The sequence below is a fragment of the Achromobacter xylosoxidans genome (assembly GCF_002192695.1).
Lineage (GTDB): Bacteria > Pseudomonadota > Gammaproteobacteria > Burkholderiales > Burkholderiaceae_B > Achromobacter > Achromobacter xylosoxidans_C.
The window spans coordinates 44,089-59,161 of record NZ_MTLG01000073.1; the positions used below are offsets into that span (position 1 = coordinate 44,089).

Consider the following 15,073-nt stretch of genomic DNA (forward strand, 5'->3'; position numbering starts at 1 on the left):
ATCCGCATATCCGCCGCAGGCATGCGCGGATGCCCATCCTAAAGAGGAGCGCCCAATGAAACGCAAAGCCGGAAATGCCTCGCAAATCGAGGAACTGCTGTACCAGGCCCTGGAGACCGAGATAGGCGGCCTGGCCGTGTACGAAACCGCCGTGTCCTGCGCAGTGAACGAGGACCTGAAAAAGGAATGGCTCGGCTACCTGGAAGAAACCCGCACCCATCGCCGCGTGCTCTTGACGGTATTCGAGCAGCTGGGCCTGGACCCGCAGGCGCAGCCGCCGGGCCGGCACGTCGTGCGCCATATCGGCGAGGCGTTGGTCAAGGCCATGAAGATGGCGATCAGCGCCGGCGATCCGGCTGCGGCCCAACTGGTCGCCACCGAATGCGTGGTGCTGGCCGAAACCAAGGACCACGCGAACTGGTCCCTGATCGGTGTGATCGCCGAACAGCACAGCGGCGACGCGGCCAAGGTGTTGAAGCAGGCGTACGACGCCGTGGCCACCGACGAGGACCACCACCTCTATCACACACAGGGCTGGTCGCGCGAGCTGTGGATCCAGTCGCTGGGATTCCCCGCGGTGCTGCCGCCTCCCGAAGAGGTCAAGCAGGTCGAGACCGCCATCGGCGCATCGCGGGCCGAGCAGGCGCGCGGCAAGATGCTGAGCCACTAGGAGATTGCGATGCCAGCCAAGAAAGCAGCAGGCAAGCGCGGCGCGGGGGCGGCGGTGGACACGGCCTACCTGAACACGGACAGCGGTCCCGCGTCCGGACCCGCGGGCAAGCCCAGCCACCCGGCGCTCAAGCGCGCCGCGGTCGTGGGCGCGACGGCCGCCGCGATTCCCCACAATGCCGGCAAGGCGGCGGAGTACGGCGAAGAAGGGGCGCGCTGCCCCTATGCCGGCGCGCACGTCGCGGCAGCGGACGCTTCCGCGACGGCCAGTTCGCTGTCCGAAGCCGAGACCTCGGCCAAGACCGGGGGCGTGGCGGCGGCCGGCGTCAACGCGGCCGACGGACGGCTGGAACGCGTGCGCGCGGATTCAAGCGGGCAGATGCTGACCACCAACCAGGGCGTGCGCGTCAGCGATAACCAGCACTCGCTGAAGGCGGGCCTGCGCGGGCCGGCGTTGCTCAAGGACTTCATCCTGCGCGAGAAGATCACGCATTTCGACCACGAGCGGATTCCCGAACGCATCGTGCATGCGCGCGGTTCGGCGGCGCACGGCTACTTCGAATGCTACAAGCCGCTGACCGACCTGACCGCCGCGTCCCTGTTCGCCGAAGCCGGCAAGCGCACACCGGTGTTCGTGCGCTTTTCGACGGTGGCGGGCGAGCGCGGCTCCAAGGACACGGCGCGGGACGTGCGCGGTTTCGCCGTGAAGTTCTATACCGACGAGGGCAACTGGGACCTGGTCGGCAACAACATGCCAGTCTTCTTCATCCAGGACGCGATGAAGTTCCCGGACCTGGTGCATGCCGTCAAGCCGGAGCCGCATCATGGCATGCCCCAGGCCGCATCGGCGCACGACACGTTCTGGGATTTCGTGTCGCTGATGCCGGAATCCACCCACATGCTGATGTGGCTGATGTCGGACCGCGCCATCCCGCGCAGCTACCGGATGATGCAGGGCTTTGGCGTGCACACCTTTCGGTTCGTCAACGCCGCGGGCGAGTCGCGGCTGGTGAAGTTCCATTGGAATCCGCTGCTCGGCACGCATTCGCAGGTGTGGAATGAAGCCGTCAAGGTGTCCGGCGCGGACCCCGATTTCCACCGCCGCGATCTGTGGGAAGCGATCGACGCCGGCAATGGCCCGCAGTGGGAGCTGGGCGTGCAGGTGTTCACCGAGGAACAGGCGGCAGGTTTCAGCTTCGACGTGCTGGACGCCACCAAGATCGTGCCCGAGGAACTGGTGCCCGTGGTGCCGGTGGGGCGAATGGTGCTGAACCGCAATCCCGACAATTTCTTCGCCGAGACCGAGCAGGTTGCCTTCTGTGCCGCCCACATCGTGCCCGGACTGGACTTCACCAACGACCCGCTGCTGGCGGGGCGCATCCATTCCTACGTGGATACGCAGATATCGCGCCTGGGCGGCCCCAACTTCCATGAGATCCCGATCAATGCGCCGCTGGCGCCCGTGCACAACAACCAGCGCGACGGCATGCATCGCCAGGCCATCCATCGCGGCCGCGTGGCTTACGAGCCCAACTCGCTGGCCGGCGGCTGTCCGTTCCAGGCCGGCATGGATGGGTTCGTGTCGTTTCCGGAACCGGAAACGGGCGACGAACTGCGCGGTCATCCCGAAAAATTCGCCGAGCATTACAACCAGGCGACGCTGTTCTATGAAAGCCAGGCGGACTGGGAAAAGCGCCACATCGTCGATGCCTACGCCTTTGAGCTGAGCAAGGTCACGGTGCCGGCGGTGCGCCAGCGCATGGTCGCGTCGCTGCGCAATGTGTCGGATGCGCTGGCGCGAGGCGTCGCCGAGCAGTTGGGCATGGCCTTGCCCGAGCCTTTGCCGCGCGCGGTCGAGAACCCGTCCAAACCGGAAATCGAGGTCTCGCCGGCCTTGTCGCTGACCGCTCGCCCAGGCGAGGCCGGCATCGCGACCCGCAAGGTCGCGATCCTGGTGGCCGAAGGCGCGGATGGCAAAGCCGTGGCCGCCGTGGCTCAAGGACTGATTGCGGCGGGCGCCGTGGTGCGCCTGGTGGGACAGCGCATCGGTCCCGTCCCGACGGATGAGGGTGGTGCCGTGGACGCCGACGCCTCCCTCGATAATCATCCTTCCGCGCTATTCGATGGGGCGGTGGTGGCGGGCGGGGAGGCCGCGGTGGCGCGCCTGCGCGAGGACGGGCGTGCACTGGAGTTCCTGCGCGATGCGTTTCGCCACGGGAAGACCCTGATGGGCGTGGGCCAAGGCGCGCAACTGTTCGCCGCGGCGGGCATTGCAGCGGTCCACACCGACCCGGGCCTGCTGGCCGTGGACGCGGCGGCGCCGGGCAAGAGCGTATCCGCCTTTATCGATGCCCTGGCCAGGCACCGCCATCCCGAGCGGGAGACGTCGCCGCCCATGGTGTGAAAATGCCCAGGCGTCGGCACGGGTGCTGGCGCCTCTTGACAACATACATGCGCCTGCCAATACTGCACTGGCAAGTCGGGGCGAGCGCGCTTGGCGCTTGCCGTCCTTCAGACAAGGGGGCTGTATGCGTCGCGCGTCCGTTTTGCCTATGTACCGTTGGGGTTGGCTGTGGGCCGGCCTTTTTTTGTTGGCCGCCTGTTTCTCACTGGCGCCGCAGGCCAGGGCGGAGTCCGCCGCCGAGCTCAGCCGGGAGGCGCAGGGGGCGCTGGATCGCCTATACCAGCAGGAACCCAAGACGCGTGAACTGGGCAAGAAGGCGGTGGGTGTGCTGGTGTTCCCCCGCATCCTGAAGGGCGGCCTGCTGGTTGGCGCGGAAACCGGTGACGGCGCGCTTATCCGGGCCGGCAAGGTCCAGGGTTACTACAACATATCGGCCGTTTCGTTCGGCCTTCAGGCCGGCGCGCAGGAGTTCAGCTATGCGCTGTTCTTCATGAACGAGCCGGCGATGCGGTACCTGGACCAGAGCGACGGCTGGTCGCTCGGCGCCGGCCCCAGCCTGGTCGTGGTGGACGACAGCTATGCCGCCAGCATTACCACCACCACCCTGAGCCAGGATGTATACGCCGTGCCATTCGGCGGACAGGGACTGATGGCGGGCATGGGCCTGGAAGGGTCCAAGATCACCCGCACCCAGCCGGACTGAGGCCAGGCGCCCGCCCGCCGCGGCTAGTCCAGGGTGATGCCGGCGCGGGCCGCTACTTCGGAAAAGGTGCGTAGTTCCTTCGTGATTTGCGCCTTGAATGCCGGCCCGGGCAAATAGACGGGATCCAGCGCCAGGTCCGCGACCGATTTGCGCACCTGCGGATCCTCCATGATTTCCGCCACGGCGCGGCTCAGGGTGTCCACCACCGGGGCCGGCGTGCGCGCCGGCGCCACCAGCGCGTACCAGCCCACGAAGGAAACGTCCGCCATGCCGGCTTCGGCAAAGGTCGGCACGTCGGGCAGTTGCGGCATGCGGCGTTCGCCCGTCACGGCCAGCGCGCGGATCTTGCCGGCCCGGACCTGCGGCGCGGCCGAAGACACGGTGTCCACGCCCAGGTCGACTTCGCCGCCTATCATGGCCGTGACCAGTTGCGCGCTGCCCTTGTAGGGCACCGGCAACATCTTGGCGCCCGCCGCCTCGGCGTACATTTCGCCGGCCAGGTGCGGCGCGGATCCAGGACCGAAGGTGCCGTACATCAGGCCGCCCTTGGCGCTTTGCTGCCGGGCCAGCGCGGCCGCTTCCTGGGCGGTGCCGGCCGCCAGCCCGTTCTTGGCCAGCAGCACCACCGGCGCCATGGCGACGATGGCGATGTGTTCATAGCTCTTCTGCGGATCGTAGGGCAGGCCGGGCTTGAGCGCCGGCAGCACGGTATAGGTGGTGCTGCCCGACAGCATCAGGGTGTAGCCGTCAGGCTGGGCGCGCGCCGCCGCTTCCGCGCCGATCACGGTGGATGCGCCGGGACGGTTCTCGACGATGACCGGCTGGCCGAACTTGCCGGACAGCTTGTTGGCCAGCAGCCGCGCCACGGCGTCGGTCGCGCCGCCCGGGGTGAAGGGCACGACGATCTTGATCGCCTGTTCGGGATAGGCGGCTTGGACGCCGCCCGCATGCGCGGCGGCGGCGAGGCTTGCGGCCGCCAGGGCGGCGCGGAGTTTGACGGTCATGGCGGAGATTCCGGTCAGTTGGCGTTGGAAGACGGGCTAGCAGCCGCCTGGCGCAGGGCGTCGCCCTGGTCGCCCAGGTCCCAGTACAGGCCGGCCATGATGGCCAGCCCCTCGCGGGCCACGCTGCCCAGCAGGTGTTCGTTGGGCGCGTGCTGGGCGCAAGCGGGATAGGAATGCGGCACCCACAAGGTGGGCAGTCCCAGTTGATCGGCGAAGATGTCGTTGGGCAGCGAACCGCCCAGATTGGGCAGCAGCGCCGGCCGCTTGCCGGTGCTGCGTTCCAGCGAGGCCGCGGCCCAGCGCACCCAGGGATTGTCGGGCGATAGGCGGGTGGCGCCGGCCTGCATGCCGATGCGTACCTGCACGTCCTCGAAGCCTGCCGCGCGCAGATGTTCCTGCACGTGCGTTTCCAGCGCCCGCCAGTCCGTGCCCACCACGAAGCGCAATTGGCACCAGGCCACGGCCTCGGGCGGGATGGCGTTGACCGGCTTGGCCGGATCGCCAGCGCCAAAGGTCAGGACGTCCAGGCTGTTCCAGCCGAACACTTTTTCGGGCGCGCTCAGCCCGGGCTCGCCCCACCAGGCGTTGATGTCGGGGTCGTCCTCGCCGCCGCCGACTTCCAGGTCGGCCAGCGCCTCGGCCACCGCGTCCGGGATAGGGGGCGGACGCAGGCCGGGCACCGTGATGCGGCCGCGCGCGTCCACCAGCGTGGCGATGGCATGCGCCAGCACGATGGCGGGGTTGGCCAGCAGGCCGCCCCAATTGCCCGAGTGGTAACCGCGTTCACGCGCGCGCAGCTTCAATTCGAAATTGACCGCGCCGCGTGAGCCCATGAACAGCGTGGGACGCCGGGCGCTCAGGCGCGGGCCGTCGCTGGCGATGAAGACGTCCGCCGCCAGCGCCTCGCGCTGGGCCTCGCAGAAGGCGGCCAGTCCGGGCGAACCCGCTTCCTCGCCGGTTTCGATCAGCCAGGTCGTGTTGAAACCGAGCCTGCCGCCGCGCGCGGCGATGACCTGGCGCAGGGCTTCCAGATTGATGCTGTGCTGGCCCTTGTTGTCGGCGGTGCCGCGCCCGTACCAGCGGTCGCCCTCGACCTGCAGGCGCCACGGGTCGCGGCCGGCTTCCCACTTGGCGGCGTTGCCGCGCACCACGTCGCCGTGGCCGTACATCAGCACTGTGGGCAGACCGGCCCGCTCGATGCGACGCGCCACCAGGATGGGCAGGTCGGCGCCCGAGGGGTTGGGATGCACCTCACAGGCGAAGCCCAGTTGCTGCAGCAGCGGAACCAGTTCTTCGTTCAGGTAGGCATGCTGGGCCGGCGCCTGGTCCGGTACTTCGCTTTCCGTCGCGTAGGCGACGCGGCGGGCCAGCGCGGCATGCAGGTCGCCGTTGTCGTAGGCTTGAACGGCTTGGTGCAGGGCTTGTTCGCGTGTCACTTCGGTGTCTGGGATGCTGAGGGAGGCACAAAGTTATTACGCTTCACCACATGCCACAATTAGATAATTAGCATTCTTTCATTGCCATAAAGGCATGGTTAAGAGGGGGCCGTCATGATTTCGCTGGGCTTGAGGTATTTCCTGGAGGTCGCGCGCTGCGGTTCCATCGCGGGCGCGGCGGCGGCGCAGCACGTCGCGGCCTCGGCCGTCAGCCGGCAGATCGCCAAGCTGGAGGACGGACTGGGCATCGCGCTGTTCGAGCGGCAGGCGCGCGGCATGGAACTGAGCGAGGCCGGCCGCCAATTGGCGGCCTACGCCAATGCCGCCGCGCTGGAAGCCGAGCGCGTCACCACCGAGATCCGCCAGCGCAGCCACCTGGGCGACGTGACCATACGCCTGGCCTGTACCGAGGGTTTCGCCCACCGTTTCCTGCCCATGTGCATGGCCGAGTTCAAGCGGGTACGGCCCGAGGCCCGGTTCCATCTGCACGTGGAGCGCCCCGAAGAGGTCAGCCGCCAGGTCCTGGAAGGCCTGTCGCAGCTGGCGCTGCGCTACACCACCGCGCAGGACGACCGCCTCAAGACCGAGCTGCTGGTGCGCGCGCCGGTCTACGCGGTCATGTGCCGCAACCATGCGCTGGCCAGCCGCCGCAGCCTGAGCATGCGCGACCTGACCCGCGTGCCGCTGTCGCTGGGCGACCACGGCACCACGGTGCGGCAGCTGTTCGACGCGGCCTGCGCCAATGCCGGGCTGCATATCGAGCCGGCCTATGTGTCCAACCATTCCGCGGCCTTCCTGCCCATGCTGCCGGGCAGCGACATCGTGGCGCTGTCGGGCTACCTGACGATGCTGGGACAGCGCGATGGCGAGGGCTTGGCCGCGGTGCCGTTCAGCAATCCGGAAATGCGGCAGCGGAGCATCCAGGTCCTGACCTTGCAGGGCAGGACCCTGCCGGCGCTGGCGCGCGAGTTCCTGGAGTTCATGGCGCAGCGGCTGACGGCCACGCCCAAGGCGCCGGAGGGGTAGAAGGGGCCGCCGCAAGCGGCCCCGGGATTGCGCTTCAGTCCAACGAGATATTGGCCTCTTTGACCACGGCCGCGAAGCGCGCCGAGTCCGCGTCGCGGGCCTGGGCCAGCGCGGCGGCGTCCTGCGGCCAGGCGTCGAAGCCATAGGTTTCGAAGCGCTTGCGCACGGCGGGCGTGACCACGGCCTGGGCGATGGCGGCGTTGATGCGCTTGACCACGGCATCCGGCGTGCCCTTGGGCGCGAAGGCCGCGACCCAGGTCTTCAACTCGAAGTCCTTGGGGCCGCCGGCCTCGCTGACCGTGGGCACGTCGGCGTAGGAGCCCAGGCGGGATGGCGCCGCCAGCGCCAGCAGCTTGACCCGCTTGGCCTGGTACAGGTTCTGCACCGTGGCGGCCGTGCCGAAGGCCCAGTCGACCTCGCCATTGGCCACCGCCGTGTAGAGCTGGGCCAGGTCCTTGAAGGGCACGTGCGTCATGCTGGTCTGCGTGGCGGTCTGGAACATGGAGGTGCCCACGTGCGCCACGCTGCCCATGCCCCAGGTGCCGTAGGTCAGCTTGCCGGGCTGGGCCTTGGCCGCCGCGATCAGGTCGGTGACGTTGTTCCAGGGGGACGAGGCCGACACCACCATGAAGAAATGCGTGGTGTAGATCGGCGCCACTGGGACGAAATCCTTGACCGGATCGAAGGGCAGGCTGCGGTAGAGCTGCGGCTGCAGCGTCATGTGGGTATTGTCCACCACGGCCAATGAGTAGCCGTCGGGCGCGGCCCGCTTGACCTCGCCGATCGCCAGCCAGCCGTTGGCGCCGGGCTTGTTCTCGACGATGAGCGGCTGTTTCCAGGCCGCGGTGAGCTGTTCGCCCAGCATGCGGGCGACGGCGTCGGGGCCGCTGCCCACCGAATACGGCAGCACGATGCGCACCGGCCGTTCGGGGTACTTGTCGGATTGGGCCTGCGCCGAGGCGCAGGCCAGGGCGCCCGTCAGCGCCATGCACCAGAGAGTATTTTTCATGTCTCCTCCACTTTCCATGGATGGTTTTTGCGGCGCTTCCCCGCGCCGCTTATCGTTGAGGCCGCAAGCGCGGATGCGTCGCGGCCGGGAACTCACAACAAAGCGGTGCTCGGCTCAGGACGCGGCTGCCGCTTCGGGGTACAGCGTCTCGTAGGCGGCGGCAAAGCCCGGGTCGCGCTGGCGCAGGTCGTCGTGGCTGACCTGGCCCGTGCGGCGCATGTAGTCGTAGGCGAAGGACAGCGGGTCCAGGTGCATCTTGTCGGCCACGTTCTCGTACCAGTCCAGGCTGCGCGCGGCGGCGGTCTGGAAGTTGGCCGATGCCGGACGGCGCTGCGCTTCGAAGTGCGCGAAGGCGGCCTGCGTGTCGTCGGGATGCTGCGTGAGCCCCTGGTGCAGCGCGATCGCGTCCTGCATCGCCATGCGGGTGCCGGAACCGAGCGAGAAATGCACGGTGCGCAGCGCGTCGCCGAGCAGCACGATGTTGCGGTGCGACCAGCGCTCGTTGCGCACGATGTTGGCTTCGAACCAGAGGGAGCGGTTGCTCAGCAGTTCGTTGGCGCCCAGGTCGGGGCGGAACACGTCGGCGCAATAGCGGCGGCTTTCGTCCTCGCTGGCCGTGTCCAGGCCGGCGCGCTGCCAGGTGTCCGGGTCCACCTCCACCAGGAAGGTGCTGAGGTCCTTGCTGTACTGGTAGCTGTGCGCAATGAAGATGCCGTGCTCCGTTTCGCGGAAGATCAGCGACACCGGATGAAAGCGCTGGCGCGTGCCGTACCAGGCGAACTTGTTGCGGCGGCGTTCGAAGCTCGGCCGGAAGTGTTCGGCGTACTGCTTGCGCACCGCGCTGTTGCTGCCGTCGGCGGCCACCACCATGTCCACTTCCGAGGCCAGCCGCTCCACGTCATCGATCTGCTGTTCGTGCAGGATCTTGACGCCGGCCTCCAGGCAGGCTTTTTCCAGGACTTCCAGCATGTCGATGCGGGCCGTGCGCGAGAAATGGTTGCCCTGGACCTGCACGCGGGCGCCCTGGTGGATGATCTCCATGTAGTCGCAGCGTTCGTGGTGCGCGACGAAGGCCTTGAAGAATTCCGGGTCGGCTTCGCGCAGGAACGACAGGCCGATGTCCGAGAACACCACGCCCCAGCCGTAGGTGGCGCCGCGCGGGTTCCGTTCGTACACGGTGATTTCGTGCTGCGGCGCATGCTTCTTGGCGAGCAGCGAAAAGTACAGGCCGGCGGGGCCGGCTCCGATGACGGCGATCTTCATTTGGCTTCACTCCTGTTTGCTTCGGCCTGCGCGCAGGCTTCCTGATATGACTGCAGCGCGCCGCGCAGGGCGGCGGGCACTTCGATGGCGCGCCGTTCGCCGCGCGCCACGCAGATCGGGGTCAGCCTGGCGTCGAACGCGGGTTGGCCCCGGACGCTGCCAGCCACGTGCAGGGTGTAGGTGCGGGTGCGGATTTCCTCGACCCTGACGCACATGTCGAATTCCTCGTCCGGCCACAGCGAGGCCTGGAAGTCGAAGGACAACGCGCGCGTCGGCGTGCCGAAGCCGTGCTCGTCCTTGATGCGCTGCGGCGTGCCGTTGAACAGGTGGCCGTAGAACAGTTCAGCGGCCGACAGCACGTATTCGCCGAAGGTGACGGTGTAGACCACGCCGGCGGGATCGCAGTCGCCCCATTTGACGCGGCGCCGCACGATGAAGGGCGTTTCGCTCAAGACGTATTCAGTGCTGGTCATTGCCGTTCTCCCTGGCCTTGGCGGCTTCCTGGTTGAGCATTTCCGCGACGCTATGGCGCAGGGCGGCCTTATCGAGCTTGCCGACCTTGGTGACGGGGAAGGCTTCGATCTGCTCGATGCGTTCCGGGCACTTGTATTTGGCGAGTCCCTGGCCGGTGAGGAAGTCCGCCAGTTCCGTCAGGCTGGGCGCCGTGTGGCCGGGCCGGACGATGACGAAAATGCAGCCTTTCTCGCCGTAGAAGGGGTCCGGCATGGCCACCAGGCGCGCTTCCGAAATCGCGGGATGCGCGCCGACCAGCGCCTCGACTTCCTCGCAGCCGATCTTCTCGCCGCCGCGGTTGATGTTGTCGCGCAGGCGGCCTTCGAAGGCGTAGCAGGTTGCGCCATCGATCACCCGCGCCGTCATCATGTCGCCGGTGCGGTAATAGCCGTCCGAGGTGTAGGCCGAGGCGTTCGCCGCCGGAGCATCGAAGAATCCGGGCAGCGTGGCGGGGCCGCGGAAGCAGAGTTCGCCCATCTGGCCTTCGGCCACCGGTTCCTCGGTGCCGGGTGCGAGCAGGCGGATGTCGTCCTCGGGGCAGCCCGAGCGGCCTTGCGTATGGTGCCGCTCGTACTCGGACGCGTCGGCGGGCGAGCCCAGCAGCAGTCCTTCCGTGATGCCGAACAGGTTGGAGCAGGGCACGTTCAGGTGCGCTTCGAGGCGGTCCGCGGCGCTCATGGTGATGAACAGGCGCAGGGACGACAGGTCATAGTTCGCCAGGTCGGGAAAGGCCATGATCTGCGGCGCTATCGGCCCGATGGACATGGCGCGGGTGACGCGGTGGCGTTCGATCAGTTCCAGCATGCGCGGCACGTCGACCCGCGGCATCAGCACCGCGGACACGCCCATGGCGATGACGGGGATCAGCACGTAGACCTGGGCCGCGTTATGCAGCAGGGGCAGCGCCCAGATGATGCGCTCGTCGTCCTGCATCTTGTAGCGCCGCGCGCAGGCCAGCGAATGGCCCAGGTACTCGGCATGGAAGCGCGGGATGATCTTGGGCATGCCAGTCGTGCCGCCCGATAGCTGGAAGCTCAGCACGTCTTCGCAGCCGGGTCCCTGGTCCGCCAGGATGAGGCGGGCCTCGGCCAGCGGCATCGCATCCAGCAGCGCATGCAGGGACACGCCATGCGGCGAGTCGCCGCGCGCCACGACCAGGTGCTCCAGCGTGTCGCTGGCGGCCAGCATGCCGGCGGCAAAGGCCGGCAGGTCGAACTTGCCGAAGTCGGCCTGCACGAAATAGCCGCGGGCGCGGGTCTGGCGCGAGAGCTGGCCGATCTCCAGTTCGCGGTGCTGCGGCAGCGAACAGACGGGGACGATCCCCGCCTTGTAGCAGGCCAGCAGGGCCAGCGCCGTTTCCAGCGTGGTGCCCATCTGGAAGATGGCGCGGTCCGCGGGCGCCAGGCCCAGCTTCAGCAAGGCGGCGGCCAGCCGGTCGGTCTGTTCGTCCAGCTCGCGGAAGCTCAGGCTGCCTTCGTCGATGATCAGCGCGGTGCGCTCGGGGCAGCGCTGGGCGGTGGCGTGCAACGCCGCACCCACGGTCGAGCGTTCCCAGGCGCCGCTGGCAAAGTACTGGCGGGCACGTTCGGGGTGGTGGTAGATCACGCCCTCTATGGGGTGGCGTATATCTCGCATGATGGTCTCCTCCTGGCCCGTGTCTCAGTGCCGCGCGGCCGAGATCCGCACGCGGTCCCGGTCCAGCACGTCGATCGTGCCGCTGACGCCGCCGGTGAACAAGCCATACCAGACGGCGGGCTTGAGCCCCAGGGCCTTGCGCTGGAATTCGACCGGGCCGTCGGAAACGATGCAGTCGAAATGCTCGCCCGGCACCACGGTGCAATTTTCGCGCCCCGATGCGTCCTCAACCAGCGAGGAAAATTCCTCGACGCGCGGCACGAAGATCCGCACGGGAGGCTCGGCGCCGCCATCCGCCAGCTCCAGCCGGTCTTGCAGCAGCGCAGCCTTGCGCGCCCAGACGTCGTCGATGTGCTGGATGCGCCCGCCGGCCGATTCCGCATCGGCTTCGGCCTGCATGGCCGCCTGCAGCGTCAAGGCGGCGTCGATCGAGTCGACTTCGCCCAGCGGCCGCAGCTTGCGCGTGAATTCGATGAAATAGCCATTGGGATCGCGCACGTAGATGGATTCGATCACTTCATGGCGGGTTTCGACCGAGACTTCCAGGCCGGCATCCTGCAGCTTCTGCTTCCAGGCCTTGAGTTCGTCCTCGCTTTCCACCAGCCAGGCGGTATGCGTGGCGTCGAACACATGGTCTTCGGGCAGCGGCCGCATGCTGCTGCGTCCGCGCAGCGCCTCGGGTTCGTCCGAGCCCAGGTAGTAGAAGAAAGCGATGGTGCTGCCCTGGCCGCTATCGAAGAAGAAGTGCAGGAAGTCCGGGTGCGTGGCGGGGCCCCAGCCGCGCGCCGAGATCACGTGCACCAGCGGCAGGCCGAGTATGTCGCGATAGAAAGCGACGGTTTCGCGCAGGCGCCAGGTGGGCCGCGCCGTATGGTCCACGCCGTGCAGGCGCAAGGGGGCGGGGGTCTTGGGAGTTGCAGTCATGACTTGCTCCGTCGGCATTCGGATTACAGGAAGCGTTGGCGCAGCCAGCCGGCGAGTTCGCGCCCGGCCGCGTAGCGTCCGGGTTCTTCGCCTTCGGCCAGGGCGCGGCCATGGTGGTCGCCCCGGATGCGCAGGTGGGTCTTGTCCGGCGCGGGGATGGCGTCGTGGATGGCGCGCACGTCGGAAGGGAAACAGGCCTGGTCGCCGGTGTATTCGACGATCAGGGTGGGCTGATGGATGCCGCCGGCGGTGCGCGCCATGCTGGCGTTGGACGAGAGGCCGGACCAGGTGGACAGCCAGCTCTCGGGCGTGCAGAAGCGGGCGAAGCCGACGGCGCCGTAGTTCGACGCATAAGGATCCTTGCCCCACAGCGAGCCCGGGTGGCGGTCCGAAGGATCCAGGCTGAGGTCCAGGCAGCGCAGGTCGGCGTCGGTGCGCCAGACCACCAGCACGGGCGTGTGCGCAGCTTGGCGGCGGCGTTCGGCGGATGCGTCGACGCCGCTCTTGACGTCGGCGCGGGCCGCCATGCGGTCGGCGATCATCTGCCGCGCCTGCGCGTCCAGGCGCGCCACGCGGTCGCGCTGCGCCTGGCGGTAGCGGGCGACGAATTCCGGCGCATAGCGCGCCTGGCCCTTGGGCCGATAGCCGTTCTCAGAAGCCAGCGGATCCAGGTCCGGCGCCACCGACAGCGCATCGTTTTCGTCGGCGACGGACGGGTCAATGCAGTTCAGCAGCAGCGAGCCCTGGCCCGGATGCGGGCCCACCAGCACCAGGCCGTGCACCTCGGGCATGTCCAGTTCATCCAGCCCGCTGGACTTGCCGCCCGGCGTGCGGGCGACGCGCTCGCCGGCGGGCAGGCCGGCCTGCTGCGCATAGAACGCGTACAGGCCGGCGCCGCCGGAATTGCCCAGCAGCACGATCTTCTTGAAACCCTGTTCGCGCAGGAAGCGCAGGCCCGCGGCCACGTCCTGCAAAGCCTGTTCGTGTTCCAGCCTGAGGTCGTTGCCGACCGAGCGCGCGCCTTGCGACCACGCCGCAAGACCGGCGCCGACGATATCGGGGATCAGGTAGTGGCAGGCCATGAACTCGCGCGGATGCATGACGCAGACCACGGTGTCGGGGCGGGGGCCGGCTGGCTGGTACAGCGATCCGGAGGTGGCGGCGCCGTCCGCGGTGCGCAGCACGACGTTGCGGGTCGAGGCGCCGGCGGGCAGGTCGCGCGGATTCCAATCGGTGTTGAGAAAGCCGGCGGTGATCTGGCTGGAGGGGGCGGCGGTAGTCACATTCGTCTCCTGTGGCGATGGTCCGGGGACCTCGGTTTGACGTATTAGACGAATATTTGACTTTAGTGTCAATTAAATTTAAAAAATTGACAGTAGCGTCAAAAATGAGGAACTCAAGGGCGGAAGAACGCCAGAGGGCGCGGCCAGGCAGCGCAATCGCGCATGCCATAATTTCGGGACAGGGCCGTCCCGCACGGTCCATTCGAGGAACATCGCAACGTGAACGACGCAAGCACCAAGGGAGCGCTGAAGGGCGAAGCGCTGCGCACCGCCATACTCGACGCCGCGGCCACGCTCTTCATCAAGCGCGGCAGCGGCGGCACCAGCATCCAGGACATCGCCGAGTCCCTGGGCCTGAGCCGCACCGCCGTCTATTACTACTTCAAGAGCAAGGACGCGATCCTGCGTTCGCTGACCGAGGACGTGCTGAGCGCGGCCAAGAAAATGGCCGGCGAAACCGCCACGCGCGAGGACCTGGATCCGGTCGAGGCGCTGCGCGCCCTGGTCACCCAGCATGCCGACCTGATCCTGTCGCGCAGCGCGGAATTCCGCGTGGCCGATCGGACCGAAGCCGACATGACGCCCAAGCAACGCGCCGCCGTGCAGGCGTCACGCCGCAACGTGCTGGAGAACTTCAGCCGGGTCATCGAAAACGGCATCCGCGACGGCCAGTTCCGCATGGTGGATCCGCATGTTGCCGCCTTCAGCCTCATCGGCATGTGCAATTGGTCTGCGTGGTGGTACAAGCCCGACGGCCGCCTGAGCCGCGCCGAAGTCGCGGCCATCATGGCCGACATGGCGGTGCAATCGCTGTTGCGCGATGCTGCCCGGCGGCCGCGCTCGCCGGACGTGAGCGAGTCCTTGCGGTTGGTGCGCGAGGATCTGGACTACCTGGAAAAGCTGGTGTTGCCTGGCGGGCCGCAGCCTTGATTGTCGTGGACGGCGGCGACTCAAGAACTCCGCTACACAGAGTCGAAGCGACAGGGCTTCGAGCTTGCGGATGTCAGGGTTCTTTAGCCGCCGAGGCAGCCCTGCGCCATTCCGATGCTCGCCCCAATGGGGCTGCGCTTCGGATGGCTCCGGGCCGCCTCGGCTGATAGTCGCCTAATACGTTGGTTTCAGCCCCCGTTCATGGGCAGATGTCGTGAGCCGGTGGCCGGGCGGAGGGATCCGAAGCGCAGCCCCACCGGGGCGAGCATCGGAA

The 15,073-nt window shown here is 67.8% G+C and carries 13 protein-coding genes; 5 read left to right on the plus strand and 8 right to left on the minus strand.

What is annotated here, in order from left to right; translation table 11 throughout:
- Nucleotides 1-55: 55 nt before the first annotated feature.
- From BRO63_RS13470 to BRO63_RS13480, 3 genes are all read left to right on the plus strand, one after another.
- Entirely contained in the window at nt 56-670 is a 615-nt protein-coding gene (locus BRO63_RS13470) for a ferritin-like domain-containing protein (protein ID WP_088140283.1), read from the plus strand.
- Between the two features lie 9 nt (nt 671-679).
- Complete coding sequence (locus BRO63_RS13475; RefSeq protein WP_088140284.1) at nt 680-3,073, plus strand: catalase; 2,394 nt, start codon at nt 680-682, stop codon at nt 3,071-3,073.
- 187 nt (nt 3,074-3,260) lie between these two features.
- Entirely contained in the window at nt 3,261-3,776 is a 516-nt protein-coding gene (locus tag BRO63_RS13480) for a lipid-binding SYLF domain-containing protein (protein ID WP_306425677.1), read from the plus strand.
- 23 nt (nt 3,777-3,799) lie between these two features.
- Here BRO63_RS13480 and BRO63_RS13485 read toward each other — a convergent pair whose 3' ends face one another.
- Together BRO63_RS13485 and BRO63_RS13490 are read right to left on the minus strand one after the other, a co-directional pair.
- The gene (locus tag BRO63_RS13485) at nt 3,800-4,780 is read right to left on the minus strand and encodes a Bug family tripartite tricarboxylate transporter substrate binding protein (RefSeq protein WP_088140286.1); all 981 of its coding nucleotides are present in this window, start codon (nt 4,778-4,780) and stop codon (nt 3,800-3,802) included.
- 14 nt (nt 4,781-4,794) lie between these two features.
- Nucleotides 4,795-6,216 (minus strand): M20 family metallopeptidase, encoded by a 1,422-nt coding sequence (locus BRO63_RS13490; protein ID WP_088140287.1) that lies wholly within the window; start codon nt 6,214-6,216, stop codon nt 4,795-4,797.
- A 114-nt stretch (nt 6,217-6,330) separates the two neighbouring features.
- Between BRO63_RS13490 and BRO63_RS13495 the strand changes: the two genes are divergently transcribed.
- Complete coding sequence (locus BRO63_RS13495; RefSeq protein WP_088140288.1) at nt 6,331-7,242, plus strand: LysR family transcriptional regulator; 912 nt, start codon at nt 6,331-6,333, stop codon at nt 7,240-7,242.
- A 34-nt stretch (nt 7,243-7,276) separates the two neighbouring features.
- Here the strand turns inward: BRO63_RS13495 and BRO63_RS13500 are convergent, their stop codons facing one another.
- The 6 genes from BRO63_RS13500 to BRO63_RS13525 form a co-directional block, all read right to left on the minus strand.
- On the minus strand, nt 7,277-8,251 hold the full coding sequence (locus tag BRO63_RS13500; RefSeq protein WP_088140289.1) for a Bug family tripartite tricarboxylate transporter substrate binding protein: 975 nt from the start codon (nt 8,249-8,251) through the stop codon (nt 7,277-7,279).
- 114 nt (nt 8,252-8,365) lie between these two features.
- On the minus strand, nt 8,366-9,514 hold the full coding sequence (locus BRO63_RS13505) for an FAD-dependent monooxygenase (RefSeq protein ID WP_088140290.1): 1,149 nt from the start codon (nt 9,512-9,514) through the stop codon (nt 8,366-8,368).
- On the minus strand, nt 9,511-9,987 hold the full coding sequence (locus tag BRO63_RS13510; protein WP_088140291.1) for an acyl-CoA thioesterase: 477 nt from the start codon (nt 9,985-9,987) through the stop codon (nt 9,511-9,513). Before BRO63_RS13510 ends, BRO63_RS13505 begins: the two co-directional genes overlap by 4 nt.
- A complete protein-coding gene (locus BRO63_RS13515; RefSeq protein WP_088140292.1) occupies nt 9,974-11,662 on the minus strand; it encodes an AMP-binding protein in 1,689 nt (562 codons plus the stop codon). Before BRO63_RS13515 ends, BRO63_RS13510 begins: the two co-directional genes overlap by 14 nt.
- Nucleotides 11,663-11,686: 24 nt before the next feature.
- Nucleotides 11,687-12,586 (minus strand): VOC family protein, encoded by a 900-nt coding sequence (locus tag BRO63_RS13520; protein WP_088140293.1) that lies wholly within the window; start codon nt 12,584-12,586, stop codon nt 11,687-11,689.
- A 23-nt stretch (nt 12,587-12,609) separates the two neighbouring features.
- A complete protein-coding gene (locus tag BRO63_RS13525) occupies nt 12,610-13,869 on the minus strand; it encodes an alpha/beta hydrolase (protein WP_088140294.1) in 1,260 nt (419 codons plus the stop codon).
- Between the two features lie 219 nt (nt 13,870-14,088).
- Here BRO63_RS13525 and BRO63_RS13530 point away from each other — a divergent pair, with 219 nt between their 5' ends.
- Nucleotides 14,089-14,799 carry a TetR/AcrR family transcriptional regulator gene (locus tag BRO63_RS13530; protein ID WP_088140295.1) on the plus strand — a complete coding sequence of 237 codons (711 nt, stop codon included), beginning with the start codon at nt 14,089-14,091 and terminating at the stop codon, nt 14,797-14,799.
- The last annotated feature ends 274 nt before the right edge of the window (nt 14,800-15,073 follow it).